Below are 23,817 nucleotides of genomic sequence, written 5' to 3' on the forward strand. Positions count from 1 at the left end.
TTCAGTGCTCGAAGCAGGGGTCGACGAAGGACGGCGTCGTGTCGGGGACGGAGCCCCGGGCGACGCGCCAGCGGCGGTGCCGCTCGGACTCGGCGACGGCGTCGGCCACGGCCGATGCCTGGCGGGCGCCGCTCTGGTAGCCGCCGAAGTGGGCCACCGGGCTCCACTCGGGACTCACCGGCGGAACGGCCTCGTCGAGGCCCTCGTACTCGGCGGTCGCGTAGACGACGCGGCCGCCGACGACGGTGAGCACGGACTCGATGTCGGGAATGACGTCCTCGGGCACAGTGAGGAAGTCGTCGGAGAGGATCGCGAGGTCGCCGTAGCAGCCCTCTCGAAGGGTTCCCTTGACGTCCTGCTCGCCGGTGAGCCGCGCTCCGCCCCGGGTGTAGAGGCCGAGGGCGGTCTCCCGGTCGATCAGGTTCCCGGCCGGGTAGAGGGCCGTGCCGCCGACGGTGCGCCCGGTGACCAGCCAGTGGAGAGCGACCCAGGGGTTGTACGAGGAGACGCGGGTGGCGTCGGTTCCGGCGGCGACGGTCAGTCCCCGGTCCAGCATGGCCCGGACCGGCGGGGTGTGGGCGGCGGCCTCGGCGCCGTAGCGGTCGAGGAACGCGGCGCCCTGGAAGGACATGCGGTTCTGGACGGAGAGGGCGCCGCCGAGGGCCGCGATCCGGTCCAGGCTGTCGGCCGAGACGGTCTCGGCGTGATCGAAGAGCCAGCGGTTGTCGCCGGGGAAGAGTCCTTCCGCCGCGAGCTTCTCGAAGACGGCCAGGTCGCGGCGGATCGTCTCGTCGTAGGTCGCGTGGAGCCTGAAGCCCCAGCCGTTCTCGAGGAGAAGACGGACGGCGCTCTCGAATTCGGTCTCGTAGCCGGCGGCGAGTTCGGGCCGGGGTTCGGAGAAGTTCTCGAAGTCGGCGGCGGCCCAGGTGAGGTTCTCTCCCGCGCCGTTGAGCCGGAGCCACTCGTCCCCGTCCCCGGGCTTGACCGTCTCGGTCCACCGTTTCAGGTCGGCGAGCTCCTGGCCGGCCGTCTGCGGGAAGAGGTGATAGGCGATCCGGAGGGTCAGCTCCCCCGACCTGGCGAGGTCGACGACCGTGGCGTAGTTGTCGGGGAAGTTCTGGAACCCGCCGGCGGCGTCGACCGCGGACGTCAGTCCGAAGCGGTTCAGCTCGCGCAGGAAGTGGCGCGTCGACGTCCGCTTGTCGGCCTCGTCCAGGGTCGGCGCCTTGGCCAGGGTCGAGTACAGGATGAGGGCGCTCGGGGCGGCGAGGAGGACGCCGTTGGGTTCGCCGTCCCGGCCGCGTACGATCTGCCCGCCGCGCGGGTCGGGGGTCTCCCGGGTGAATCCGGCGGCCTGGACGGCGGCCCGGTTCATCAGCGCCGACTGGTACAGGTGAAGGACGAACACCGGGGTGTCGGGGGCGGCGGCGTTCAGCTCGGCGACGGTCGGCATCCTGCGTTCGGCGAACTGTTCGGCGGTCCAGCCGCCGACGACGCGGATCCACTGCCCCTTGGGGGTGCGACCGGCCTGTTCGCGCAGCATGGCGAGCGCGTGGCGCAGACTGCGCACCCCGTCCCAGCGCAGTTCCAGGACGTAGTTCAGGCCGCCCCGGATGACGTGCAGGTGCGAGTCGTTGAGACCGGGGATCACCCTGCGGCCGAGGGCGTCGACGACCTTGGTCCCCGGCCCGACGAGGTGGGCGAGGTCGTGGTCGTCCCCGAGGGCCGCGACCCGGCCGTCACGGACCGCGACGGCGCGGGCCTCGGGCCGGTCGGGGTCACCGGTGAAGACCTTGGCGTTACGGACGAGGAGGTCGGCGTGCTCGTGCTCCCGACGCGGGGCGGGGGCGAGGCCCGCCACCGGCATGCTCGTCGACGGCCCGGTCATGCGAGGGCCTTGCGCAGGGTGTCGGTGGCGAGACCGATGGCGAGTTCCGCGGCCTGCGTCTCGCGCAGTGCGTTCAGCATGACGAAGTCGTGGATGACGCCCTGGACGCGCAGGGCGGTGACGGGGACACCGGCGGCACGGAGCTTCGTCGCGTACGCCTCGCCCTCGTCGCGCAGGACGTCGGCCTCGGCGGTGATGATGAGGGCGGGCGGCAGGCCGGTGAGCTGCTCGGTGGTGGCGCGCAGCGGCGAGGCGGTGATCTGCGTGCGCTCGGCCTCCTCGGCCGTGTACTGGTCCCAGAACCACTTCATCGCGTCGCGGCGCAGGAAGTAGCCCTCGGCGAACTGGTGGTACGAGTCGGTGTCGAAGCTCGCGTCGGTGACCGGGTAGAAGAGGACCTGCTGGACGAGGATGACGTCGCCGCGCTGCTTGGCCATGAGAGTGAGGGCGGCGCTCATGTTGCCGCCGACCGAGTCGCCCGCGACGGCGATCCGCGTGCCGTCGAGGTCCTTGTGGTGTCCCTCGCGGGCGACCCACTGGGCGACGCTGTAGTTCTGCTCGATCGCGACGGGGTAGCGCGCCTCGGGCGAGAGGTCGTACTCGGGGAACACCACGGCCGCCCGGGTGCCGACGGCGAGTTCGCGGACGAGCCGGTCGTGGGTGTGGGCGTTGCCGAAGACCCAGCCCGCTCCGTGGATGTAGAGGATGACGGGAAGCGGGCCGGTGGCGCCGCGAGGGCGGACGATCCGGGCGCGGACGTCGCCGGTCGGGCCGCCGTGGACGGTGATCCACTCCTCGTCGACCTCGGGCAGGGGGACACCCTCACCGCTCTGGACACCGTCCACGGCCTTACGGCCTTCGGCGACGGGAATCTGGTAGAGGTACGGCGGCTGGGCGGTGGCGTCGGCGAAGGCCTGGGCGGCGGGTTCGAGGATCGGTCGGTTCTTCATGAGGGGTTCTCCTTCTGGGGATGTACGAGAGGGTGCGGGTCGGGCTCAGCGGCTCGCCCGTGCGGCGTCGAGGATCACGTCGGTGACCACGGCCGGACCGGAGACGGCCACGGCGTGCGACGCGTCCCCTTCGGTGATGTGCGAGCGGGTGCGCCGGGCCGTCCACCGTTCGGCGGCCGGGCGGGGCCTCGCCTCAGAGGCCGTACGCCTCCAGGAGCCGGAGCCAGACCTCGCTCACCGTCGGGAAGGCGGGCACGGCGTGCCACAGGTGCTCCAGGGGGACCTCGCCCACGATGGCCACGGTGGCGGTGTGGATGAGTTCGGTCGCCATCGGGCCGGTGAGCGTGCAGCCGACGACGACTCCCCGGGTCTCGTCGACGACGAGCTTGGCGAGGCCGCGGTAGTCGTCCGCGTGGAGCGCGGCGCCGGCGACGTCGTCGATGCGGTACTCCACCGTGCGTACCGCGAGACCGGCCTCGCGTGCCGCGCGTTCCGTGAGACCGACGCTCGCGACCTCGGGACGGGTGAAGACGGCCTGGGGGACGGCGATGTGGTCGGCCTCCGCGCTCCACGGCTGTCGGCCGCCGGTGACGGCCGGGCGTCCTGCCGCCCGCTCGGCGATCGCCGCCGCGCAGGCGCGGGCCTGGTACTTGGCCATGTGGGTCAGCGGCGCGCGGTGATTCACGTCGCCGACGCCGTAGAGCCATGCGCCCTCGATCGCGGTGACCCGACAGGTGTCGTCGACCGGGAGCCAGTCGCCTGCCGGCAGTCCGACGGAGTCCAGGCCGAGGTCCGCGGTGCTCGGGCGTCGGCCGACGGCGGCGAGGACCTCGTCGCAGACGAGGGTGGTGCCGTCGTCCGTGTTCACGGTCACCGTGCGGGTGTCGGCGTCACGGACGACCCGGACGGCCGACACCCCGAAGCGGATCGTGACGCCCAGATCGCTCAGCCCGCGGGTGACCTCTTCGCCGGCGCACGGCTCCCAGCCGGTCAGCAGGGCCTGGTCGCGGACCAGCAGAGTGAGGGAGGAGCCGAGCGAGCGCCACGCGGTGGCCATCTCGCAGGCCACCACTCCCCCGCCGATGACGACGAGTCGCTCGGGCACCGCGTCGGCCGTGGTGGCCTGCCGGTTGGTCCACACACCGATCCGGTCGAGCCCTTCGACCGGCGGAAGGGCGGGCTCCGTGCCGGTGCAGACCACGACCGCGTGCCGGGCCCGCAGGGTACGGACCGTGCCATCGGCCCCGGTCACCTCCACCCGGCGCTCACCGGCGAGCCGTCCGTGCCCCCGTACGAGCGCGATGCCCGCACCATCGAGCCAGCCGGCCTGGCCGGTGTCGTCACCGCGCCCGGTGAAACGGTCACGCCGGGCCAGGACGCGCGCCGGGTCGAGTGCCGCCGTGACCGCCTGCCGGGCCCCGTCGACCGACCGTGCCGCCGCTCGGGCGGCGCCGGGTCGCAGCAGGGCCTTGCTCGGCACGCAGGCACGGTAGGAGCACTCGCCGCCGACCGCCTCGGCCTCGACGACGACGGCGGTAAGCCCCGACCGGACGGTCCGGTCGGCGGCGACCTCTCCGGCCGGACCGCCGCCGACCACGACGACGTCGTACGTGTCCATCAGCCGTGCACCAAAGGGGTGTCCACGAGGTGCTCGGCCAGGAACCACACCTGCGCCTCGCCGTTCCGGATGACCTCGGAGACGAGCAGGTCGGTGCTGCCCTCGTCGCCCTCCGCCGAGATCCGGGCGGCGGCGTCCCTCGCGTCGATCAGGATCCGCTCGTGCGCGTCGAGGAGCCGCGACAGCATGACGGGCACCGGCTCGACGCCGTCCGGCGGACGGGGGATCGCCGTCAGTTCCGCGACGTGGCGCGGGTCCCCGACGGCGACGCCACCGAGGCTCTGGACCCGCTCGGCCAGCGCGTCCACGATGGCCAGCTGGGCCTCCGCGTGCTTGTCCAGCATCAGGTGGAGCGAGTAGAAGGTCGCCCCGCGCATGAGCCAGTGGTGCTTCTTGTAGAGGGAGTACAGGATCTGTGTGTCGGCGAGTACGCGGTTCAGCCGCTGGCAGGCGTACATGCGGGTGTCGTGGCCGAGGCCGATCGGCAGCTGCTTGAGCGTGCCGAACGCCTGGGTCTCGGCGCCCTTCTGATGCAGCAGCGGCTGACCGCCGCCGTGCGGGGACGTGAGGGTGTCCATCGGGTGCTCCTGTTCGGGAGAGAAGGTGGGAGGGCCCGGCCGCCCGGTCGGGGGTACGCGGGCGGCCGGACCGGTCTGCGCCGCTCGCGCTCAGCGCTCGGCGATCGCCGGGGCGGCGGGCCGGTGCAGGACGAGCCGGGTGAGGAGCCCGCTGCCGAGACCGGCCACGAGTACGAGGGCCGCCCACCACAGCGGGTACGGCGTGAGGCCGAGGGCCGCGTCGAGGGACCACGCTCCGGGTCCGGTGGCGGCGAGGGCGGCGGCGGTGCCGATGAGGACGAGCGGGTACTCGTACCCGTCGTTCTGCACCCAGAGCCCGTGGCGCCATTTCACGGTGAGCGCGACCGTCATGACCCCGATGACGCCGGTCGCGGCGAGCGGGGTCAGGAGGCCGGTGGCGAGCAGCAGGCCCGATCCGATCTGGCCACCGCCCGCCGCCAGGGCGGTGAGGGCACCGCCGCGGAAACCGTCGGCGCGGAACTCCTCGGTACCGCCCTCGAGTCCCTTGCCGCCCAGGTGTGAGCTGATCTTCTGCACACCGTGGCCGGCGACGAGCAGTCCCACCAGCAGACGCAGGATCAGAATGCCGGTGTCCACAGGGGTCAGCCGGCGGCGTGCGCGCCGATGACGGCCTGCGCGTACACGACGCCCAGGCCGTACGCGCCCGCGTGGGCCTTGACGATCTCCATGACCGCGCCGTACGACTCCTGGCGCGCCCAGTCGCGCTGCAGTTCCAGGAGCACCTGCACCCAGGTCACCGGGACGGCGCCGGCCGCGATCATCCGCTGGAGCGCGTGCTCGTGGGCGGCCGGGCTGACGCCGCCGGACGCGTCGGAGACGACGTACACCTCGTACCCCTGCTCAAGGGCGGAGAGCGCGGGCAGCACCAGGCAGACCTCGGTCCACAGGCCCGACAGGATGATCTTCTTGCGCCCGGTCGCCTTGACCGCCGCCACGAGCGCCTCGTCCTCCCAGGCGTTCATGGTCGTGCGGTCGATGACCTCGTTCTTGGGGAACACCTCCGCGAGCTGCGGCAGCAGAGGCCCGGAGAAGGACTCGGCGGCGACCGTGGTCAGGACGGCCGGCACATCGAACGCCTGAGCCGCCTTGGCGAGACCCACGGTGCTGTTGATGATCGCGGCGCGGTCGCCGCTGCCGGTGCCGAAGAACATCTGCGGCTGGTGGTCCACGAAGAGCATGACCGAGTTGTCGGGCGTGAGCAGGTCCTTGCTCGGGGCGGCCTGCACCTTGTCGATGTCGAACATGAGGGGTCCTCTCGAAGCAGTCGGTAACGTGCCCGCCGCGTCCGCGGCCCGGCACTTCTTCAAGCTACGAGCGACCCGACCGACCGAGTTGACCTCCTGCGCCCAGGAGTTGGCACGACAGCGCACAACCGGTCAAGGACCAGAGCCGCGAACGCGTCGAGGTGCCGATGCGGCAGGTCACCGATGGGGCGAAGGTGACGCCGCTGTGATGGGGCGCGCGTCGACATCACAGCGGCGTCGGGCGGTGGCGTGTGGCCCGGGGTGGGATCAGTTGACCGTCCACTGCTGGAGGGGCGATCCGGTGGCGGGCTGTTGGGTGACGGCGGCGCCGTTGGTGGTGGACGTGGTGGTGAGGAGGAGGCCGCTCTTCACCGAGGCGACGGTGTACGTGCCGGACGGCTGCCGTGTCACCGTCCAGCGCTGGTTGGTGCCGCCCGTGCAGGTCCACTGGATCACCTTGGCACCGGCGCTCGTCGACCCGCCGTCGATGTCGGCGCAGAGTCCCGAGTGGGCGTTGGCGAGTTGGTAGGAGCCGTCGGTGCGGCGGGTGAGGCGCCAGGTCTGGTTGGTGCCGCTGTTCGGGGTCCAGGTGACGAGCTGCGTGCCGGGGGTGGTGCTGTGGTCGGGGTTGTCCAGCGCCTTTCCGCTCGTGGTGAGGGTGTGGTCGCCGTCGGGGATCATGTCGGGGGCCTCCCCGATCACCGTGAGGGTCAGGGTCTGTTCGTTCGCGGTGCGCGTCCCGCCCACCGCGTTGCCCGTGGTGTTGGTCCAGGTGCGGGTGGGCGTCGTCTCGGTCAGTCGGTTCGAGGTGGCGGACAGGCCGACCACGAGGCCGCTGTAGCGGTTGACCAGTCGGTACGTGCCGTTCGGCGAGCCGTCCGCGGCGGAGGTGCCGGGTATCACGAACCACTGCTGCCCGACGGCGGGTCCGCCGGCCGGGGCCGCGGTGACCGTCGGCCTGGTGCCCCAGGCCCGGCTTCCCGTGGTGGCCGAGTCGACGCCGAGGAGCTGTCCTGTGGCGCCGTTGGCGATGCGGTACGAACCGTCTCCGTTGGTGTGGAAGATCCACGATTCGAGTGCGGCGCCGGTGGCCGAGGGCACGGACGTGGTGGCCGTGCCGCCGGAGACCTGGGCGAGGACGCGCCCGCCCGCGCCGCCGATGCGGTACGCCTTGCTCGTGTCGACGGGCGCGGCGGGGGCGGAGGAGTCGATCGCGAGGTTGACGTACTCGCTCGACGTGCCGCCCGAGCATCCGAAGGAGCAGTAGGAGCGGAAGTTCCTGCCGACGATCCCCGAGCCGGTCTTGTTCACCCCGTCGAGGAACCAGCGGTACCACGAGGCGTTCCGGTAGCCGCCCGTGTCCCCGAGGCGGAACCACTTCTGGGAGGTGAGGTCGTCGGTGGCGTAGATCTCCTGGGGCGCGTTGCCGCTCTGGTCGACGGCCTGCGGCTCACCGATGTACAGCCCCAGGTACGCGTTGTACGTGATGTCCATGACGAACAGGGGGGAGGTGGGAGGCATCGTGCCCGCCGCGACCTGCTGCGCCACGGTGCCGGCGTTCGCCGGGTCGTACTCGTCCTCGACGGGGGTGTAGCCGGTCGTGCCGGAGGAGGCCCCCACCGGCGTCATGTTGCTCTCGCGGCCCCCGACACCGGGCTCGGTCCAGGCTCCGTCGTACCACTTCCTCCACGAACCGGGCGCCATCTTGCCGGAGATGGGGGCGCGGGCCACGTGCGCGTGGAAGGCCTTCCAGCCGCCGCCCTTCTCCACGATCCGCGAGCCGTAGAAGGCGTAGAAGTACCCCGACGCGGTGTCGACGAACAGGCGCTGGTCGCCGTCGCCGTAGTGGTAGGTCTGCTGGGGGAAGGCCGCCGCGTCGCCCCGCCGGGTGCTGAACGGGGAGGTGATGACGTGGTCCTTGATCGACCACGTGCGGCCCTGGTCCTTCGAGACCGCGTAGTCGATGCCGTCGTAGTGGACGCCGTCGCCGAACGGCTGCGGGGTGAACTCGTTGTGGACGAGGCCGTACCAGTCGCCGGTGTCCGGGTCGACCCACACCCCCGCCAGGTCGCAGAAGTTCTTCTGGGAGTAGGACGACCCGGCCGGCGGAGGGGTGGACTCCAGGCCGGTCGGGCTGTTGTTGCACCGCCAGGTCGTGTCGTTGTTCCTGTCGTTGCCGTTCGCCGGGTTCACGGCGTCACTGAGGGCGCTCGACCGGACGGCGGTGTCGAAGTTCGTACCGGTGTAGAAGGTCCACCTGCGTTCCTGTGTCGGTCCGTAGAGCGCGTGGGCCTGCTGGAAGTAGAACGTGCCGTCCTTGTCGATGTAGGTGGCGGCCGGGGTGTCGTCGGGGTGGGACCACGATCCCTTCGCGCCGACGGTGACGTTGTACGTGGCGGCCGTGGCGGCCGTCTCGGCCGTCGGCACGGGCGGGCTCGCCGACGCCGCGGGCATCGCGGCGCCCCCTCCGGCCACCGCCAGCGTCACGGCGAGGACGGTACCGAGCAGGCTTCTTCGAGGAGTTGACAAGGGGTACTCCCTGGGCTGGTCTCCGTGCGCCGCGCTGCACGACGGCGCATCCATCCCGACCGGCACCGACGGCGACCGGCCGCTCCGCGCAAGCACCGCGCGCCCCGCAGGGGGCTACGGCGGCTGGATACACAGAAGCGCGCGGCGCTCGGCCGTGCACATGGACGCTCGCCCACAGGACTTGGATTTTCCGGCTCCCCGCGAACCCGGCCTCGGCCCTGTCCCCGTCCTCACCCCTGTCCTCGGCCCCCCGTCCCTGCCCTCGTCCCCTGTCCCGGTCCTCGGCCCCTCGTCCCTGCCCTCGTCCCCTGTCCCCGCCCCTGTCCCCGCCCCTGTCCCCGCCCCCTGTCCCCGCCCCGGCCGCGACGCCGCCGAGTGGCCGGCCGGTTCACGGACGGACTCACGCGCGGGTCGGGCCGTCGCCGGTCGTCGGCTCCGTGCGGCCGAACGCGAGGTCGAAGATCCGTCGCCACCTCACCGGGGGCGTGGGGACGACGACACCCGGACGGTCCCGCGGCACCAGGACCCGCAGCGCGCCCGCGCGCAGCGTGCACACCACCGGGGTGGGCATCCGCAGGGCCTCGCCGTCGACCGCCACGGCGATCTCGTCCGTCGCCCCGGAGGTCACCTCGACGCGATGTGCCGTCAGGACGGTGAGGCCCGAGGACTGCGAGCCCCGCAGCGCCAGATCGGCGGCCTGCGCCGCGTCCTCCACCCGGATCCCGAGGACGCCCAGCTCGCCGTCGTCCAGCCGGGGACGACGGCCGCCTCCGCTCAGCTCGTCGGGCGAGACGTACGGGTTGTTGCTGACCAGCAGGGCCTGCTGCGAGGAGAGCGTCGTGCCGTCGACCCGCGCCTCCAGGCGCCGTACCCCCTCACCGACCAACAGGTCCGGCATGAGGTTCAGCGCCGTGCCCGCCTTGTCGTCGCGGTACTCCGGCCGCTGCACGACATCGGCGTACACCCCGAAGGACACCGTGTTGACGAACGCCCGGCCCGAGACGTCACCCAGGTCGATCCGGAGCTCCTCGCCGTCGGCCAGCGCGTCGAGACAGCGGGACGGGTCGGAGCGGTCCAGGCCCAGGTCCATGGCGAAGTGGTTGCGGGTGCCGGCGGACACCACGAGGAACGGCAGGTCGTGCTCGGCGGCGACCGCGGCCACCAGCGCCTGCGTGCCGTCGCCGCCCGCGACGCCCAGCAGGTCCGCACCCTCGGCCACGGCCCCCCGGGCCAGTTCGGCGACGTCGGCCGGGGCCGACGGGTCGAGCAGGATCACCCGGGCGCCCAGCTCCTCCGCCCGCTCGACCAGACCGAAGCGGCCGACCTTCCCGCCGCCCGACTTCGGGTTCATGATCAGGACCGGCCTGCTCGGCCGGGCCGCGGCGGTCGCCCGCACCGACCGCCTCGGCCGCGAGGTGCGCAGCGCCGCCCGGGCGAAGGCCAGCGTCGCGCCCCAGCACAGGAGCAGGACCAGCGCCGTCAGCCACAGGCCGTCGCGTGCGAACAGCACCAGGACGGCGACGGGTGCCGCGACCGCGAGCACCGCGCCGAGCAGCCGCACCGCACCGCGGTGCGCCACGAACCACCACAGGCCGGCGGCGCAGAGGACGAGTCCGAGGAACCCCGCCAGGACGACCTCGATCCCGCCCTTTCCCACCGCGAGCACGAGCACGACCACCGAACCGATCGCCGCGAGCACGGCGAGACGCGCGAGCAGCCGCGCCGCCCCGCTCCTGGCGGGCTCCTCCACACGCGTCCCGCCCATGGTGTCCTCTCCCTGCCCTGTACGGCTCCACGCCCTGGCCCGAGGCACCAGCCTGCCCACTCCCGGACCGGTGGGCATCCCGGCGGGACCGGGAGGATGAAGAGGACGACCCGCCCGCGACGCCCCGCCCCCGCGCGGACGTGGCCGCCGTCAGCCGGGATCCGCGCCCGGCCCGCGCGCTCGCCGGGCTCACCGAGCCGCGCCGGCCGGACTCGTGCCCGGCCGCGGGCTGCCCCTCGCCGCCCGGGCCGCCGAGCGCCGGGGCGCCCGGCGCCACCGGGAGGGCAGGGTCGTCCGGGCCGAGCGGGACCTCAGATGACGCCCTGTGCCGCCATCGCGTCGGCGACCCTCAGGAACCCGGCCGCGTTGGCGCCGAGCACGTAGTCGTCGGAGTTGCCGCCGTACGCCTCGGCCGTCGTACGGCACTGGGTGTGGACGTCTCGCATGACCTCGGCGAGCCGGGACTCGGTCTGCTCGAAGGACCAGGTGTCGCGGGAGGCGTTCTGCTGCATCTCCAGCGCCGACGTGGCCACGCCACCCGCGTTCGCGGCCTTTCCGGGGCCGAAGAGGACCCCGGCCTCGCGGAACACCGCCACCGCCTCCGGCGTGCACGGCATGTTCGCGCCCTCGGCCACGGCCCGCACCCCGTTCTTGACCAGGGCCACGGCGTCGTCACGGCCCAGCTCGTTCTGGGTCGCGCACGGCAGGGCGATGTCGCACGGGATGTCGAAGACCCGGCCACGGGCGGAGAAACGCGCGGCCGGCTTCGCCTCCACGTAGTCGGAGATCCGGGCGCGCCGGACTTCCTTGAGGTCCTTCAGCAGTTCCAGGTCGATGCCGTCCTCGTCGACGAGGTACCCGGACGAGTCGCTGCAGGCCACCACGCGGCCGCCCAGCGCATGGACCTTCTCCACCGCGTACAGGGCCACGTTCCCGGATCCCGACACCACCACGCGCCGCCCGTCGAAGTCCTCGCCGCGCGTGGCGAGCATCTCCTGCGTGAAGTACACGGCCCCGTACCCCGTGGCCTCGGTACGGGCGTGGGAGCCGCCCCAGCCGACCGGCTTGCCGGTGAGGACGCCGGACTCGTAACGGTTGGTGATCCGCTTGTACTGCCCGAAGAGATAGCCGATCTCGCGCCCGCCCACACCGATGTCGCCGGCGGGCACGTCGGTGTGCTCCCCCAGGTGACGGTAGAGCTCGGTCATGAAGGACTGGCAGAACCGCATGACCTCGCCGTCCGAACGGCCCTTGGGGTCGAAGTCGGCGCCGCCCTTGCCGCCGCCGATGGCCATCCCGGTCAGCGCGTTCTTGAAGATCTGCTCGAACCCGAGGAACTTCACGATCCCGAGGTTGACGCTGGGGTGGAACCGCAGCCCGCCCTTGTACGGCCCGAGGGCGCTGCTGAACTCCACCCGGAAACCGCGGTTGACGCGGACGGCGCCCCGGTCGTCGACCCACGGCACCCGGAAGATCAGCTGCCGCTCCGGCTCGACCAGCCTCTCGACGATCCCGGTCTCGATGTACTCGGGGTGCCGTTCGAGCGCGGGGGTGAGGGACTCCAACACCTCGGCCGCCGCCTGGTGGAACTCGGCCTCCCCGGGGTTGCGCCGGCGGACCTCCGTGTACACGGCCTCGATGTGTTCGCTCACGTTCACCGCTGTGTCCCGCTTTCCTCGGCTCCGGATCCGCACGGTCCGGAGATCTTCGCTCCGGATCCGCACGGTCCGGAGGTCTTCGCCCCGGACCCACGGGGCCCGGAGAGGTGCGCCCCGGACATGATCGGACCGGACGCCGTCGCTCCGGACGTCTTCGGTCAGGAGCTCCTCGTGCTGAGCCGATCAGACAACCGGCCGACCCGTCCAGCCCGCGTCCGACGCGTGGGCGTCGAGAGCGGGTGAGGGAGGGAACCGGGACCCGTCCGCCGGACGGCGCCGAGGTCCTCGTGGGGCGCGTCGCCGGCGGGTCGGCCGACGGGCGGCGTGCCGAGGTACGAGGTCCGGGCGACGCCGTGTCCGTGGCGGGCGATCGCGTGGAAGTCGTTCCTCGCGGTCTCTCCGACGACCGGCCGTCGGCCACGACGGCGTCAGCACGACCCGCGAGTCCGGGATACGTGAGGTGAGGAGGGGGAAGGAGTCGTCCTCCCCCATCACCCTGCCGCTCGGCGCGCCGGACCGACGGCGGTCACCGTCACGGGCGGTCCGCCGGCCCCGCTTCCTCGTCGGCGGCGTAGGGGTGGACGTACCGGTCGGCGTCGAACGGGGTGAACCACGTGTCGAACGCCGGCGGCGTGGTGCCCGTTCCGTCCGGCGCGGGGGCCTCGTCGACGCCGTCCTCCGGGTCGTGGCGCCACACGAGGTCCCTGTCCTCGTGGACGCCGCCGGCGAAGCACGCCAGGGCCTCCGCGGCGCCGCTGTCGAGGAGCCCGTACAGCTCCAGCGTGGCGTGCGCCTCCTCCAGGAGGTGCTTCAGGACGAGCTCCTCCGCGAGGCAGCCGAGCCGCTGGAAGCTGCCGTCGGTGAAGCGGGTGGTCAGGGCGATGGCGGTCGTCAGGAAGCGTCGCGCGAAGAGCACGTCGTACTGGAGGGCGTGGCGCGGCGGCAGGTCGCCCAGGTGCCAGAGCTCGTCGCCGCACTCGGCGACGTTCGTCTCCTCCTCGGCGAGGGTCTGGACATCGTCGTACAGCTCGTCGATGAGCAGCTCCGAGGCGTACACCAGGGCTCCGGCGGCCAGTTCGGCGGCATCGGCGGCGATGGCACCGACACCGTCGACGGCACCGGCGGCGGCGGGGAGGCCGAGGGCGGCGGGGACGGCGGAGCCGGCGGGGACCTCCCCGTCTCCCTCTCGTACCACGGGGTCGACGCCACCGAAGGACGAGAGCGCGAAGGAGGTCAGGCGCGGGGCCAGCGCCCGGATCCGGGCCTCGTGGTCGACCGGGCCCTCATCGCCACCGTTCTCCGCCGCGCTCCCCGCGGTGTCGGCCCCCGCCGTGTGCTGGGCGCGGCGGGCCTGAAGGTCGCTGGACGGTACGTCCGGGCCGTCGGCGGCCTCCAGACGCTCGCGGGTCAGGTCGATGTGGAGCTTGACCTCGCTGCTCTCCACCACCCAGTCGGCCAGCAGCTCCGAGTGCTCCAGGACGTCCTCCGCGACGGAGCCCACGGCGTCCTCGGCGATCTCCAGGGAAGGCGCGTGGACGAACACCTTCAGGATCGCCCCGCCCGGGTGGACGGCGACGATCGTCTCCAGGACGTCGACCTCGGTTCCCTCCGGCCCTTCGATCGCCGCCACGGCGTCGAACCCGCGCTCCAGGAGCGCGGACGCGCCGACCTGTCGCAGCGCGTCCAGCTCATCGGCCCCCACAGGGAGGCGTGTCTCCACGGTCACGACGTAGCTCACGACGGCAAGCGTGCCAGGGCGGGCCGCTCTCCGGGGCTGATCCGGTGAGAACGAGGTCTTCGGCGAGCGGGCCGCGCCCGTCGAGCGGACGGGAAGGGCGGGTGGCGCGGCGTCGGCCGCACCACCCGCCCGTCACAGGAGGTGGGTGATCAGTTCGCGTTCACGAGCTCGTGCGCGGGAACGGTCACGGTCCGGGCACCCGGCGTCCCGCCGAGGACGACCTTCCGCAGGGCGCTGTTGTTGTCGAGGTTGGTCTCCTTCAGCCGCTTGGCCGGGTTGGCCAGCACCTGGATGTAGTACGTGCCGTTGGGTACGTCGGTGATGTCGAACGACTGGCCGGGCAGGTCCTGGGTGTAGGTGTCACCGGATCCGACGTCCAGCACCTCGCGGACGGAGATGGAGTTCTCCTGACCGCAGGCGGTGGCGAGGTCGGTGTTGAACGGGTGCCAGTTGGCGTTCTTCACCGTGTAGTCGACGGCGTCGGTGTTGGCCAGGCAGAACGCCTCCTTGCCGCTGCGCACCGCTTCCTTCTTGTCGGCCTTCAGGAGCCGGTAGCTGGCGAAGTCGGTGAAGTGCCAGTGCACGTGACCCGGGCGCGGGTCCCACTCCATGGTGCCGGTCGGGGTGTAGCCGACCTGCTTGCCGTTGGCGTCGTAGAAGTACTGGTAGGCGTCCATCTTGGCCTTGCCGGGCGAACGGAAGCCGTCCACCACGAGCTGGGCCGGACCGGCGTTCCAGACGTTCGCGCTGAACGCCAGGTAGTCCTTGCCGGGGACGTTCTGGCCACCGTCGCTGATGGTGATGCCGTAGGCCGGCAGCGACCGCAGGTCGGGCTTGGGAACGTTCGGGACGGCGGCCTTGCCGGTGGGCCGCTTGGCCAGCGGCGTGAGGGCGGGCGCCTGACGCGAGCCGTCGGTCTGCCCGGTGGTGTCCGCGGCCCCCATGTCGGCACGCGCGGCCTGCTGCTTCTTCAGCGCCCACGGCAGGGCGGGCGGCGCGGCCTTCAGCGGGCCGTGACCCACGTTGTACGAGGGGCCCGCGCCGCTCGTCTCCGGCGCGCCGGCCTGGGCGGGCTTCGGAGCGTGCGCCGGGCCGTGGCCGGCGTGGGCGGACGGGGCCTGGTGGCCGGCGCCGTGCCCGGCGTGCTCCCCCGCGGCGGAGGAGCGGGCGCCCGCCACACCGGGGCCCTCCTCCCAGCTGCGCTCCTGGACGGTGACCTTCACCGTCGCGGGCTTGTCGGCGATGCCGAAGAGGTCGCGGTACTTCTTCGCGACGCCGATCTTCGCCGTGTACGCGCCGGCGGCGAGCTTCACCGGCTGGGTGTAGGAACCGCCGTAGGTGTTGGCGGCCCACCCCTTCTCGACGCCCCACACCGAACCGAGCGTGAAGGGGTTCGTGGGGCAGCTCTCCGGATACTTCGAGGTGGAGGGCGCGTCGGGCCGGACCCGGCCGCTGGCGTTGTTCGGGCAGAAGCTCTCCGTCCGGCTGACGACCTTCTTGCCGTTCTTGTCGGTGACGGTGATCTCCGCGAAGCCGGGCAGGCCGGAGAAGTCCTTCACCGTGCCCGCGGGCAGCGTCTTGGCCTTCGCCTTGCCGCCCTCGAACACGGTCTGGGTGATGGTCACCGGGTCCTTGTAGGACTTCCGGGTCACCTTGAACTCCAGCGGGGTTCCCTCCGCGGTCAGGTAGGTGCCCAGGTCGAGGTAGACGCCCGGGTCCTCCTTCCACGAGGTGAGCGTGACCGAGCCGGTCGCCGCGATGAGACTCAGCTTGGGGCCCGGCGCGGCCTTCGCCTGGTCCGGCGTGGCGGCCATGAAGCCGACCGTCACGGCCATGGCGGCGACGGCCGTGGTACCGGCGAGCAGCGGACGCCGCAGCCGGTTGGTGCGCGTAGTGGTCATCGTTCCCTCGTCCTCCGGATGCTGTGAGACGGAGCAGGCAGCGGCCCACCCGGCCGACGGGACGGAACAGCCGCCCGGCCGGCGCGGTGAGAGGCACTCGCTGCGCCCGTGCGGTGAGAGGAGGGGACGGGACGCCCGGTTGTCCGGAGAGTCGAAATCGTCGGGATGTTGGCCGGATAGCGCCCCTGGGGGGAACCGGCTGGGCTCGGAGGGGGACGGACGCGATGGCGGTGGCGAATGCGGCCCCGGCTCCGGCTCCGGCGGCGGCCTCAGCCCCGTGCCCCCGTCTCCGCCGCCACCTCCGCCCCGCCGCGCAGACGGGTCAGTGTCGTGTCCAGGTCCGGACCCGTCGCGGCGCCGCGGTTGTACGGGAGACGGCCCAGGACCACCGCCATGCCGCAGGTGTTCGTGAGCGCCGAGAAGACGAGTCCGCCCGCGACGCCCGCCGACAGGAGCTGCCAGGCCGGGTGCAGGAGAAGGCCGAGCGCCAGGCCGATCAGGACCAGCGAACCGGCCGCGAGACGGACCTGACGCTCCATCGCCCAGACCGCCTTCGCCGCGGCGCCCTCGGGACGGTCGAGGGCGTGGCCGCGGGAGGCCCAGGCGCTGGTGCCGCCGGCGAGGTCGAGGGCGGTCACGCCGTGCGCGGCGAGCTGCGCGCGGGCGCTCCCGGACCGGCCGCCGCCCTGGCACACGAGGAGCAGTTCGCCCCGGCCCGCGGCTTCCCTGAGCGCGGGCACGGCGTGGCCGAGCCGGTCGAGCGGGACGTTGAACGCGCCCGGCAGGTGCCCGGAGGCGTACTCGGCGGGGGTGCGGACGTCGATCACGGTCAGCTCGTGCAGGCGGGTGCGAGCCTGGTCGGCGTCGAGGCTCGGGGAGGTGCTCATCGCGGCTGCCATCCTTGGTGATCCACGGCGGTGCGTGGTGGCTCTTCGGTCGTGGACAGGACCCCGTGCCGCCCACGCTAACCGGCCCGCGGCCTCCGAACGCGGCCGCGGGCCGACCGCACACATGACTGCAACAATCGCGCCCCGGTGGCCCGTGTGGCGCCGAACGAGTGGACTCGCCGGGAGGCGGAGCGGGGAGCGCCGGGGGCCGGTGGGAGGTCGGTGGTGATGTTGCCGTCCCTGACCATGACCTGGAAGAGGCGTCCCGCCATGCGACGTACCCCCCATCGCCGACTGTTCGCCGCGACGCTCCTCGTGGCGTCCGTGCTGGCACCGCTGGCGACGACCCCCGCCACGCCCGTCCACGCCGCACCCGCCGCCGCGGGCGTCGGGTCACTCGGGTCACTCGGGCAGCCCGGGCCGCTCGGGCCGGAGGACTGCCCGGAGGGCGGGCTCGGGCCCGAGCTGACCGCCCGTCTGGACGAGACGATCGAGGACGTCCGCGAGCAGGCCGGTGTCCCCGGCGTCGTCGTCGGACTGTGGATGCCCGGCAAGGGCAGCTACGTCCGCGCCACCGGGGTCGCCGACACCGTCACCGGCAGGCCGATGGAGAAGGACGGCTTCGTCCGTATCGGCAGCGAGACCAAGACCTTCACGGTCACCGCGCTGCTCCAGCTCGTCGACGAGGGGCGGATCGGCCTCGACGACCCCATCTCCAGGTACGTGGGCGGCGTGCCGAAGGGCGACCGGATCACGCTGCGGCAGCTCGCCGGGATGCGCAGCGGCCTCTTCCCGTACACCTCGGACCCGGACTTCATCCACGACCTGCTGAGCGACCCGCGGCGCTCCTTCACGCCGCGGGAGGTGCTCGCGTACGGCTTCAAGCACGAGAACACCTTCGCGCCGGGCGCGCGGTTCGAGTACTCCAACACCAACCTCATCCTGCTCGGTCTCGTGATCGAGAAGGTCACGGGACAGCGGGCCGCCGACGTCGTCCACCGGCGCATCCTCCGTCCGGCGCACCTGCGCCACACCCTGTTCCCGACGGGTTCCGAGTTCCCCGAGCCGCACCCGCGCGGCTACACCGACCAGACGCTGAGCGGCGCGGTCGCGGACGCCACGGACTGGAACCCCAGTTGGGCCTGGACGGCCGGGGCGATGATCTCCGACCTGCACGACCTGCGCCGCTGGGCGAAGATCGTCGCCACCGGTGAGCTGCTCAGCCCCGGGACGCAGGCCCAGCGTCTGAAGACGCTGCCGACCGGCATCCCGGGCACCACGTACGGCCTCGGGATCCTGAAGACGAACGGCTGGATCGGACACAACGGCTCCATCCCCGGGTACGAGACGGTGACGGTCTACCTGCCCTCGCGGAAGGCCACCCTGGTCCTGATGATCAACACGGATTCCCAGGTCCAGGGCCAGGAGCCGTCCACCCTGCTCGCCCGGGCGATCACCGAGATCGTCACTCCGGACAACGTCTACGCGGGTGCCATCACCCCGCGCTAGTCGCACGGGGCGGTGACGCCGGGGGGGGAGGGCTGGGGTGCGGGAGGGAGTACTCACCTCTCGCCACTCTCAAGGTATAGCGCACAGGGGGGCTTGCGGCAAGGCCCCCTCGGTACCGCAGAATCACCCATCTCAGCCAGCTCGGACCTGCAGAAATGGGATTCATCAAGTGCGTGTGCTCTCGTCGGTGGACCAGTCCGGTACCGGTGCGTTCGACCTTCCCGACCGTCTCTCCTCCAAGGCCGACCCCGCGCTGATCGCGGGCGACGAGCGGCGCTTCGCGGACATCGCGGAGAGCCTCGCGCAGACGATCGCCGAACTGTCCGACCGTCTCGACGCCACGCGCAGGGCACCGGGAGGCGTCGGGCGGGAGGCGATGGACCGGGACGCGGAGATCCACCGGCTGAGCGGCCGTCTGCGCACCCTGCGCCGCTTCGGTCTGGATCTCTGCCTCGGCCGGGTCGTCGGCGCGGACGGCGCCGAGCCCGTGTACATCGGGCGCCTCGGTCTCACCGACAGCACGGGGCGGCGACTCCTCGTCGACTGGCGCTCCCCCGCCGCCGAACCCTTCTTCGCGGCGACGCACGCCGACCCGATGGGCCTGGCGAGCCGCCGCAGGTACCGCTGGACCGGCGGCCGGATCAGCGACTACTGGGACGAGGTGTTCACCGCCGACGGTCTGGAGCGGCACGCGGCCCTCGACGACCAGTCCGCGTTCATCGCCAGTCTCGGCGGCAGCCGGTCGCCCCGGATGCGGGACGTCCTCGCCACCATCCAGGCCGACCAGGACGCGATCATCCGGGCGGGCTCGCGCGGCACCCTCGTCGTCGACGGCGGACCCGGTACGGGAAAGACCGTCGTCGCGCTGCACCGCTCGGCGCACCTGCTCTACGCGGACCCGCGCCTCGGACACCGCCGGGGCGGCGTCCTCTTCGTCGGTCCGCACCAGCCCTACCTGGCCTACGTCTCCGACGTCCTGCCCAGCCTCGGCGAGGAGGGCGTGCGGACCTGCACCGTCCGGGACCTCGTCGCCGAGGGGCCCCGGGCCTCGGCCGAGCGGGACCCGGCCGTGGCCGCGCTGAAGTCGTCCGCGGACATGGTGCGGGCGATCGAGACGGCCGTCCGGTTCTACGAGGAGCCGCCCACCCGGGGCATGACCGTCACGACCGACTGGGCCGACATCCGGCTGACCGCCGACGACTGGGCCGAGGCGTTCGACGCGCCGGAGGCCGGTACGCCGCACAACGAGGCGCGGGAGCAGATCTGGGAGGAGCTGGTCGCGATCCTGAGCGCCAAGCTCGACGACGAGGTCCCGGCCGAGGAGTTCGCCAGGGCGCTGCGGCAGGACGAGGAGCTGGCCGGGACCCTGCACGGCGCGTGGCCGGTGATCGAGGCGGCCGACCTCGTCGGGGACCTGTGGTCGGTCCCCGCCTACCTGCGCACGTGCGCGCCCTGGCTGAGCCGCGAGGAGGTGCGCTCGCTCCAGCGCGCGGACGCCCAGGCCTGGACGGTGTCCGACCTGCCGCTCCTGGACGCGGCCCGGCACCGGCTCGGCGACCCCGAGGCGGCGCGGCGCAGGCGTCGGCAGGAGGCGACCCTCGCCGCGGAACGCGCGCGCATGGCGGACGTCATCGCCGACGTGCTCGCGGCGGACGTCGACGGTGAGGGCGCGGTGACGATGCTGCGCGGGCAGGACCTCAAGGAGAGCCTGGTCGACACGGCCGTGCTGCCGGGCGCCGAATCGGACCCGCTCGCCGGCCCGTTCGCGCACATCGTCGTGGACGAGGCGCAGGAACTCACCGACGCGGAGTGGCAGATGCTGCTGCTGCGCTGTCCGTCCCGGAGCTTCACCGTCGTCGGCGACCGCGCCCAGGCCAGGGACGGGTTCACGGAGTCCTGGCAGGACCGGCTTGAGCGCGTCGGGCTCGACCGGATCACCGTGGCCTCCCTGGGCATCAACTACCGGACGCCGGAGGAGGTCATGGCGGAGGCCGAGCCGGCCATCCGGGCGGCGCTCCCGGACGCGAACGTGCCGACGTCGGTCCGCAGCGGCGGCGTCCCTGTCGTCCACGGTCCGGTGACGGAGCTGGACTCGGTCCTCGACGAGTGGCTCGCCGCCCACGACGACGGGGTGGCCTGTGTGATCGGGGCCCCGGGCTTCCGGCCGACGGACCGGGTACGGTCGCTGACCCCGTCCCTGGCGAAGGGCCTCGAGTTCGACCTGGTCGTCCTCGTGGACCCGGAGAGGTTCGGCGGAGGCATCGCGGGTGCGGTCGACCGGTATGTCGCGATGACCCGTGCGACCAGGCAACTCGTCGTCCTGACGAGCTCCTGACCCCGGACGGGGAGCCCCGTGGGGCGAACCGGTGTCGTGTGGGCGCGCCACGGCCGTTCCTGCGATGACATGACGTATCGATAGGTTCATGACTCAGACATGCGAGCCAGCCACCACACCCGTTCTCGGCGACCAGGTCGTTCCCGATGGGGAGTGCCCCGAGGTCGCGTCGCTTGTCGCGCCGTACCTGCGCATCATTCGCTCCGCGCTGCCCCCTGCCGAGGCGGAACGATTCTTCGCGGAGGCCCTGGACGCGCACGAGGAGGAGCGCCGCCGGGACGGGGCGCTCCAGCTCGGGTTCAGCGCGTACCTCTGGGACGGTCTCGGCGACGGCTGGGGCGGGACCCTGGCGCACGCCTCCGCCTGGGAGGCCATGCAGGCGGTCCGTCACCTCGTCCGCAAGGCCCCCCGCGCGGACCTGGGCGCGTACCTGCGCCTCGGGCTCCGGCTCGTCCGCGAGCTCGGCACCGGCGCCCCGGGCCGGGCTCCGCTGACCGTAGGAGCCTGACCTCCCGTACGCCGGGCCCGCCGTCCGCACCTCGGGCGGCGGGCCCGCCGATTCTCCCGCCGCTCCGGGCGACGGGCGCCGCCTCGTCCGGCGGACGTTCAGCCCTCCGGCTGCCGCGTCCAGGTGTCCGGACCGGGGTCGCCGCCCTCGGCGCGGGTCGCGAGGCGGTCGACGTAGTGCTGCCAGCTCTCGGCGTGGGCCTCGCAGGACTCCGGGGTGGGCAGGCCGCTGTGGATCAGCCGGAGGTCGGTGCCGTACGAGGTCGGCGCGAGGGTGATCTCGATGGTGCTGGAGCCCGGCGGGACGGTCACGGGGCCGGACTCCCAGCCCCAGCTGAAGACGAGCCGGCGGGGCGGGTCGACGGTGATGAACCGGCCGGCGGCGACGTCCCCGCCGGTGATCCGGGTGCGGTACGAGCCGCCCGGCTCGAAGGCGAACGTGCCCTCGCCCCCCATCCAGGACAGCCACTTCTCGGGGTCGGTGAAGAAGCCGAAGACGGTTTCGGGGCCGGCGCCGATGCGCCGCTCCAGGGTGACGGTGTCCATGGGCGTCGGGGGGATCGTCATCAGGGCTTCTCGCTTCGTCCGGCCGCTGCGTCCCTGCGCAGCGTAGCCAGGGCGGAGCCCGGCAGCACCTCGGGAGACGCCCCCACGGGGCCTCTCCACCGGGCTCTCCACCGGCCCCCGGCCCCCTCCGCTTCCCCTGCGGCGACAGCGTGCCGTCGTACGGCATCGGGCAGGACCCGCCCCGGTCACGCGTACTGGGCGATCTGGATCAGGTTGCCGCAGGTGTCGTCCAGGATCGCGACGGTGACCGGGCCCATCTCCACGGGCTCCTGCGTGAAGCGGACGCCGAGGCCCTTCAGGCGGTCGAACTCGGCGCGGACGTCGTCCACGGCGAAGGAGGTGAGCGGGATGCCGGCCTTCACCAGGGCCTCCCGGTAGGTCCGGGCCGCGGGGACGGCGGCGTCGGGTTCCAGGACCAGTTCGACGCCGTCGGGGTGCTCCGGCGAGACCACGGTCAGCCAGCGGTACTCCCCCAGGGGGACCTCGGTCTTCTTCACGAAACCCAGCACGTCGGTGTAGAAGCGCAGGGCCTGCTCCTGATCGTCGACGAGAAGGCCGGCCAGGTTGATCCTCATGGGTGCTCTCCGGCGTGTGGTGCGGGTGTGCGGACCGTGGAACTTCTAGCATCCCGCCTCCCGTGCGGCGGCCGGACGCGCCGGAGCCCGGGTCCCGGTCGCCGCCCCGGACGTACGCGCGCGTAGCGTGGCGGTGTCGGCTCCGTCGTCTCTCACCTCTGGAGATCCGCCTGTGTCCACCGCTGCCCCGACCCGTACCGCCGTCGTGGAATCCCTCATGGAGCGCTTCCCGGGGATTCCTCCGGAGGCCGTGTTCAAGGAGGACCTGCTGCGCGGCGGGCTCGCCTTCGACCCGTCCGCGCTGAGCGGCAACGAGGGGGGCGAGGTGAAGCCGAAGTCGTACTTCATCTTCTCCTTCGACCACCGCACGCTGCCGGAGCTCGGGGAGGCGGCGCTGAACCGTCCGCCGGAGGAGATCGTGCTCACCGGCGGTCCGTACGGTCTGCGCCGCACGGTGGTGTCGGTGCGGGTCAACCCGTCGTCCCCGTACCGGGTGGCCCCCGACGGCGAGGGGGCGCTCGCGCTCTTCCTCGACGGGGTGAGGATCGCCGACGTCGGCCTGCCGCCGATGCCGGAGTACTACCGGCACCCGCTGTCGAACGGCAAGTCGGTGATGGAGGTCGCGCCGACGATCCAGTGGGGTTACCTGATCTATCTGACGGTCTTCCGGGTCTGCCAGTACTTCGGCGCCAAGGAGGAGTGCCAGTACTGCGACATCAACCACAACTGGCGCCAGCACAAGGCGGCGGGCCGCCCGTACACCGGGGTGAAGCCGGTCGACGAGGTCCTGGAGGCCCTGGAGATCATCGACCGCCACGACACCGCCCGGACCTCGACCGCGTACACCCTCACGGGCGGGGCGGTCACCTCCCAGGTCGGCGGGAAGGACGAGGCCGACTTCTACGGGCAGTACGCGCGGGCGATCGAGGAGCGGTTCCCCGGCCGCTGGATCGGCAAGGTCGTCGCCCAGGCCCTGCCGAAGGAGGACGTGCGGCGCTTCCACGACTACGGCATCCGGATCTACCACCCGAACTACGAGGTGTGGGACCGGCGGCTGTTCGAGCTGTACTGCCCCGGCAAGGAGCGCTACATCGGCCGGGACGAGTGGCACCGCCGGATCCTGGACTCCGCCGAGGTCTTCGGGCCGCGCAACGTCATCCCGAACTTCGTCGCGGGGGTCGAGATGGCCCGCCCGGACGGCTTCCTGACCGTGGACGAGGCGATCGCCTCCACCCGTGAGGGGCTGCGCTTCTTCATGTCGCGCGGGATCACGCCCCGCTTCACCACCTGGTGCCCGGAGCCGACGACGCCGCTGGGCCGCGACAACCCGGACGGCGCCCCGCTGGAGTACCACCTGCGCCTCCTTGAGGCGTACACGGCGACGCTGGAGGAGCACGGTCTGACCGCGCCGCCCGGGTACGGGCCCGCGGGCCCCGGTCGCGCGGTGTTCTCGGTCAGTTCGTTCATGGACGCGCTGCCGCCGGCGCCGGGCGAGTAGCGCAGGGCAGGGAGAAGGGCCGGTACCCCGGTGGGGGTACCGGCCCTTC

18 protein-coding genes are annotated in these 23,817 nt (G+C 72.7%); 4 read left to right on the forward strand and 14 right to left on the reverse strand.

What is annotated here, in order from left to right:
- Nucleotide 1: 1 nt before the first annotated feature.
- The 12 genes from ACRRSS_RS25060 to ACRRSS_RS25115 all read right to left on the reverse strand — a co-directional run bounded on the left by ACRRSS_RS25060 (nucleotide 2) and on the right by ACRRSS_RS25115 (nucleotide 16,777).
- On the reverse strand, nucleotides 2–1,888 hold the full coding sequence (locus ACRRSS_RS25060; RefSeq protein WP_435973366.1) for an amidohydrolase: 1,887 nt from the start codon (nucleotides 1,886–1,888) through the stop codon (nucleotides 2–4).
- The gene (locus ACRRSS_RS25065) at nucleotides 1,885–2,838 is read right to left on the reverse strand and encodes an alpha/beta hydrolase (RefSeq protein ID WP_435973367.1); all 954 of its coding nucleotides are present in this window, start codon (nucleotides 2,836–2,838) and stop codon (nucleotides 1,885–1,887) included. The genes ACRRSS_RS25060 and ACRRSS_RS25065 overlap by 4 nt, the downstream gene beginning before the upstream one ends.
- A 193-nt stretch (nucleotides 2,839–3,031) precedes the next feature.
- Nucleotides 3,032–4,456, reverse strand: a complete 1,425-nt coding sequence (locus ACRRSS_RS25070) for a dihydrolipoyl dehydrogenase family protein (protein WP_435973368.1) — start codon at nucleotides 4,454–4,456, stop codon at nucleotides 3,032–3,034.
- Nucleotides 4,456–5,034: a Dps family protein gene (locus ACRRSS_RS25075; protein WP_435973369.1), complete on the reverse strand. Its 579-nt coding sequence runs from the start codon at nucleotides 5,032–5,034 to the stop codon at nucleotides 4,456–4,458. The genes ACRRSS_RS25070 and ACRRSS_RS25075 overlap by 1 nt, the downstream gene beginning before the upstream one ends.
- A gap of 90 nt (nucleotides 5,035–5,124) precedes the next feature.
- Entirely contained in the window at nucleotides 5,125–5,631 is a 507-nt protein-coding gene (locus ACRRSS_RS25080) for a DoxX family membrane protein (RefSeq protein ID WP_435973370.1), read from the reverse strand.
- A 5-nt stretch (nucleotides 5,632–5,636) separates the two neighbouring features.
- Nucleotides 5,637–6,299 (reverse strand): hydrolase, encoded by a 663-nt coding sequence (locus ACRRSS_RS25085; RefSeq protein ID WP_435973371.1) that lies wholly within the window; start codon nucleotides 6,297–6,299, stop codon nucleotides 5,637–5,639.
- 267 nt (nucleotides 6,300–6,566) lie between these two features.
- Nucleotides 6,567–8,828 (reverse strand): RICIN domain-containing protein, encoded by a 2,262-nt coding sequence (locus tag ACRRSS_RS25090; protein ID WP_435973372.1) that lies wholly within the window; start codon nucleotides 8,826–8,828, stop codon nucleotides 6,567–6,569.
- Nucleotides 8,829–9,228: 400 nt separating this feature from the next.
- Complete coding sequence (locus ACRRSS_RS25095; protein ID WP_435973373.1) at nucleotides 9,229–10,593, reverse strand: diacylglycerol/lipid kinase family protein; 1,365 nt, start codon at nucleotides 10,591–10,593, stop codon at nucleotides 9,229–9,231.
- A gap of 311 nt (nucleotides 10,594–10,904) precedes the next feature.
- Nucleotides 10,905–12,251 carry an NADP-specific glutamate dehydrogenase gene (gene gdhA, locus ACRRSS_RS25100; RefSeq protein WP_435973374.1) on the reverse strand — a complete coding sequence of 449 codons (1,347 nt, stop codon included), beginning with the start codon at nucleotides 12,249–12,251 and terminating at the stop codon, nucleotides 10,905–10,907.
- Between the two features lie 532 nt (nucleotides 12,252–12,783).
- Nucleotides 12,784–13,989, reverse strand: coding sequence for a hypothetical protein (locus ACRRSS_RS25105; RefSeq protein WP_435973375.1), 1,206 nt, complete (start codon nucleotides 13,987–13,989; stop codon nucleotides 12,784–12,786).
- Between the two features lie 149 nt (nucleotides 13,990–14,138).
- Nucleotides 14,139–15,890 (reverse strand): lysyl oxidase family protein, encoded by a 1,752-nt coding sequence (locus ACRRSS_RS25110; RefSeq protein WP_435973376.1) that lies wholly within the window; start codon nucleotides 15,888–15,890, stop codon nucleotides 14,139–14,141.
- A 269-nt stretch (nucleotides 15,891–16,159) separates the two neighbouring features.
- A complete protein-coding gene (locus ACRRSS_RS25115; RefSeq protein ID WP_435973377.1) occupies nucleotides 16,160–16,777 on the reverse strand; it encodes a rhodanese-like domain-containing protein in 618 nt (205 codons plus the stop codon).
- Between the two features lie 270 nt (nucleotides 16,778–17,047).
- Between ACRRSS_RS25115 and ACRRSS_RS25120 the strand changes: the two genes are divergently transcribed.
- The 3 genes from ACRRSS_RS25120 (at nucleotide 17,048) to ACRRSS_RS25130 (ending at nucleotide 21,129) form a co-directional block, all read left to right on the forward strand.
- Entirely contained in the window at nucleotides 17,048–18,286 is a 1,239-nt protein-coding gene (locus ACRRSS_RS25120) for a serine hydrolase domain-containing protein (RefSeq protein ID WP_435973378.1), read from the forward strand.
- Between the two features lie 187 nt (nucleotides 18,287–18,473).
- Nucleotides 18,474–20,621, forward strand: coding sequence for an RNA polymerase recycling motor ATPase HelR (gene helR, locus ACRRSS_RS25125; protein ID WP_435973379.1), 2,148 nt, complete (start codon nucleotides 18,474–18,476; stop codon nucleotides 20,619–20,621).
- Between the two features lie 88 nt (nucleotides 20,622–20,709).
- Nucleotides 20,710–21,129, forward strand: a complete 420-nt coding sequence (locus ACRRSS_RS25130) for a hypothetical protein (RefSeq protein ID WP_435973380.1) — start codon at nucleotides 20,710–20,712, stop codon at nucleotides 21,127–21,129.
- 98 nt (nucleotides 21,130–21,227) lie between these two features.
- On the opposite strand, the gene ACRRSS_RS25135 is transcribed toward ACRRSS_RS25130, so the two are convergent.
- Together ACRRSS_RS25135 and ACRRSS_RS25140 are read right to left on the reverse strand one after the other, a co-directional pair.
- A complete protein-coding gene (locus ACRRSS_RS25135) occupies nucleotides 21,228–21,695 on the reverse strand; it encodes an SRPBCC family protein (protein ID WP_435973381.1) in 468 nt (155 codons plus the stop codon).
- Nucleotides 21,696–21,880: 185 nt separating this feature from the next.
- Nucleotides 21,881–22,270, reverse strand: coding sequence for a VOC family protein (locus tag ACRRSS_RS25140; protein WP_435973382.1), 390 nt, complete (start codon nucleotides 22,268–22,270; stop codon nucleotides 21,881–21,883).
- A 217-nt stretch (nucleotides 22,271–22,487) separates the two neighbouring features.
- On the opposite strand from ACRRSS_RS25140, the gene ACRRSS_RS25145 reads away from it, so the two are divergent.
- The gene (locus tag ACRRSS_RS25145; protein WP_435975421.1) at nucleotides 22,488–23,768 is read left to right on the forward strand and encodes a radical SAM protein; all 1,281 of its coding nucleotides are present in this window, start codon (nucleotides 22,488–22,490) and stop codon (nucleotides 23,766–23,768) included.
- Nucleotides 23,769–23,817 lie beyond the last annotated feature (49 nt).

It is taken from the genome of Streptomyces sp. Qhu_M48 (assembly GCF_051305195.1).
Lineage (GTDB): Bacteria > Actinomycetota > Actinomycetes > Streptomycetales > Streptomycetaceae > Streptomyces.

Bases quoted from the DNA above. Each gene is read 5' to 3' on its own strand.
- ACRRSS_RS25135 (WP_435973381.1), bottom strand. From the start codon at position 21,695: ATGACGATCCCCCCGACGCCCATGGACACCGTCACCCTGGAGCGGCGC.
- ACRRSS_RS25115 (WP_435973377.1), bottom strand. From the start codon at position 16,777: ATGAGCACCTCCCCGAGCCTCGACGCCGACCAGGCTCGCACCCGCCTG.
- ACRRSS_RS25095 (WP_435973373.1), bottom strand. From the start codon at position 10,593: ATGGGCGGGACGCGTGTGGAGGAGCCCGCCAGGAGCGGGGCGGCGCGG.
- ACRRSS_RS25070 (WP_435973368.1), bottom strand. From the start codon at position 4,456: ATGGACACGTACGACGTCGTCGTGGTCGGCGGCGGTCCGGCCGGAGAG.
- ACRRSS_RS25145 (WP_435975421.1), top strand. From the start codon at position 22,488: ATGGAGCGCTTCCCGGGGATTCCTCCGGAGGCCGTGTTCAAGGAGGAC.
- ACRRSS_RS25065 (WP_435973367.1), bottom strand. From the start codon at position 2,838: ATGAAGAACCGACCGATCCTCGAACCCGCCGCCCAGGCCTTCGCCGAC.
- ACRRSS_RS25085 (WP_435973371.1), bottom strand. From the start codon at position 6,299: ATGTTCGACATCGACAAGGTGCAGGCCGCCCCGAGCAAGGACCTGCTC.
- ACRRSS_RS25130 (WP_435973380.1), top strand. From the start codon at position 20,710: ATGACTCAGACATGCGAGCCAGCCACCACACCCGTTCTCGGCGACCAG.
- ACRRSS_RS25120 (WP_435973378.1), top strand. From the start codon at position 17,048: ATGCGACGTACCCCCCATCGCCGACTGTTCGCCGCGACGCTCCTCGTG.
- ACRRSS_RS25140 (WP_435973382.1), bottom strand. From the start codon at position 22,270: ATGAGGATCAACCTGGCCGGCCTTCTCGTCGACGATCAGGAGCAGGCC.
- ACRRSS_RS25075 (WP_435973369.1), bottom strand. From the start codon at position 5,034: ATGGACACCCTCACGTCCCCGCACGGCGGCGGTCAGCCGCTGCTGCAT.
- ACRRSS_RS25110 (WP_435973376.1), bottom strand. From the start codon at position 15,890: ATGACCACTACGCGCACCAACCGGCTGCGGCGTCCGCTGCTCGCCGGT.
- ACRRSS_RS25060 (WP_435973366.1), bottom strand. From the start codon at position 1,888: ATGACCGGGCCGTCGACGAGCATGCCGGTGGCGGGCCTCGCCCCCGCC.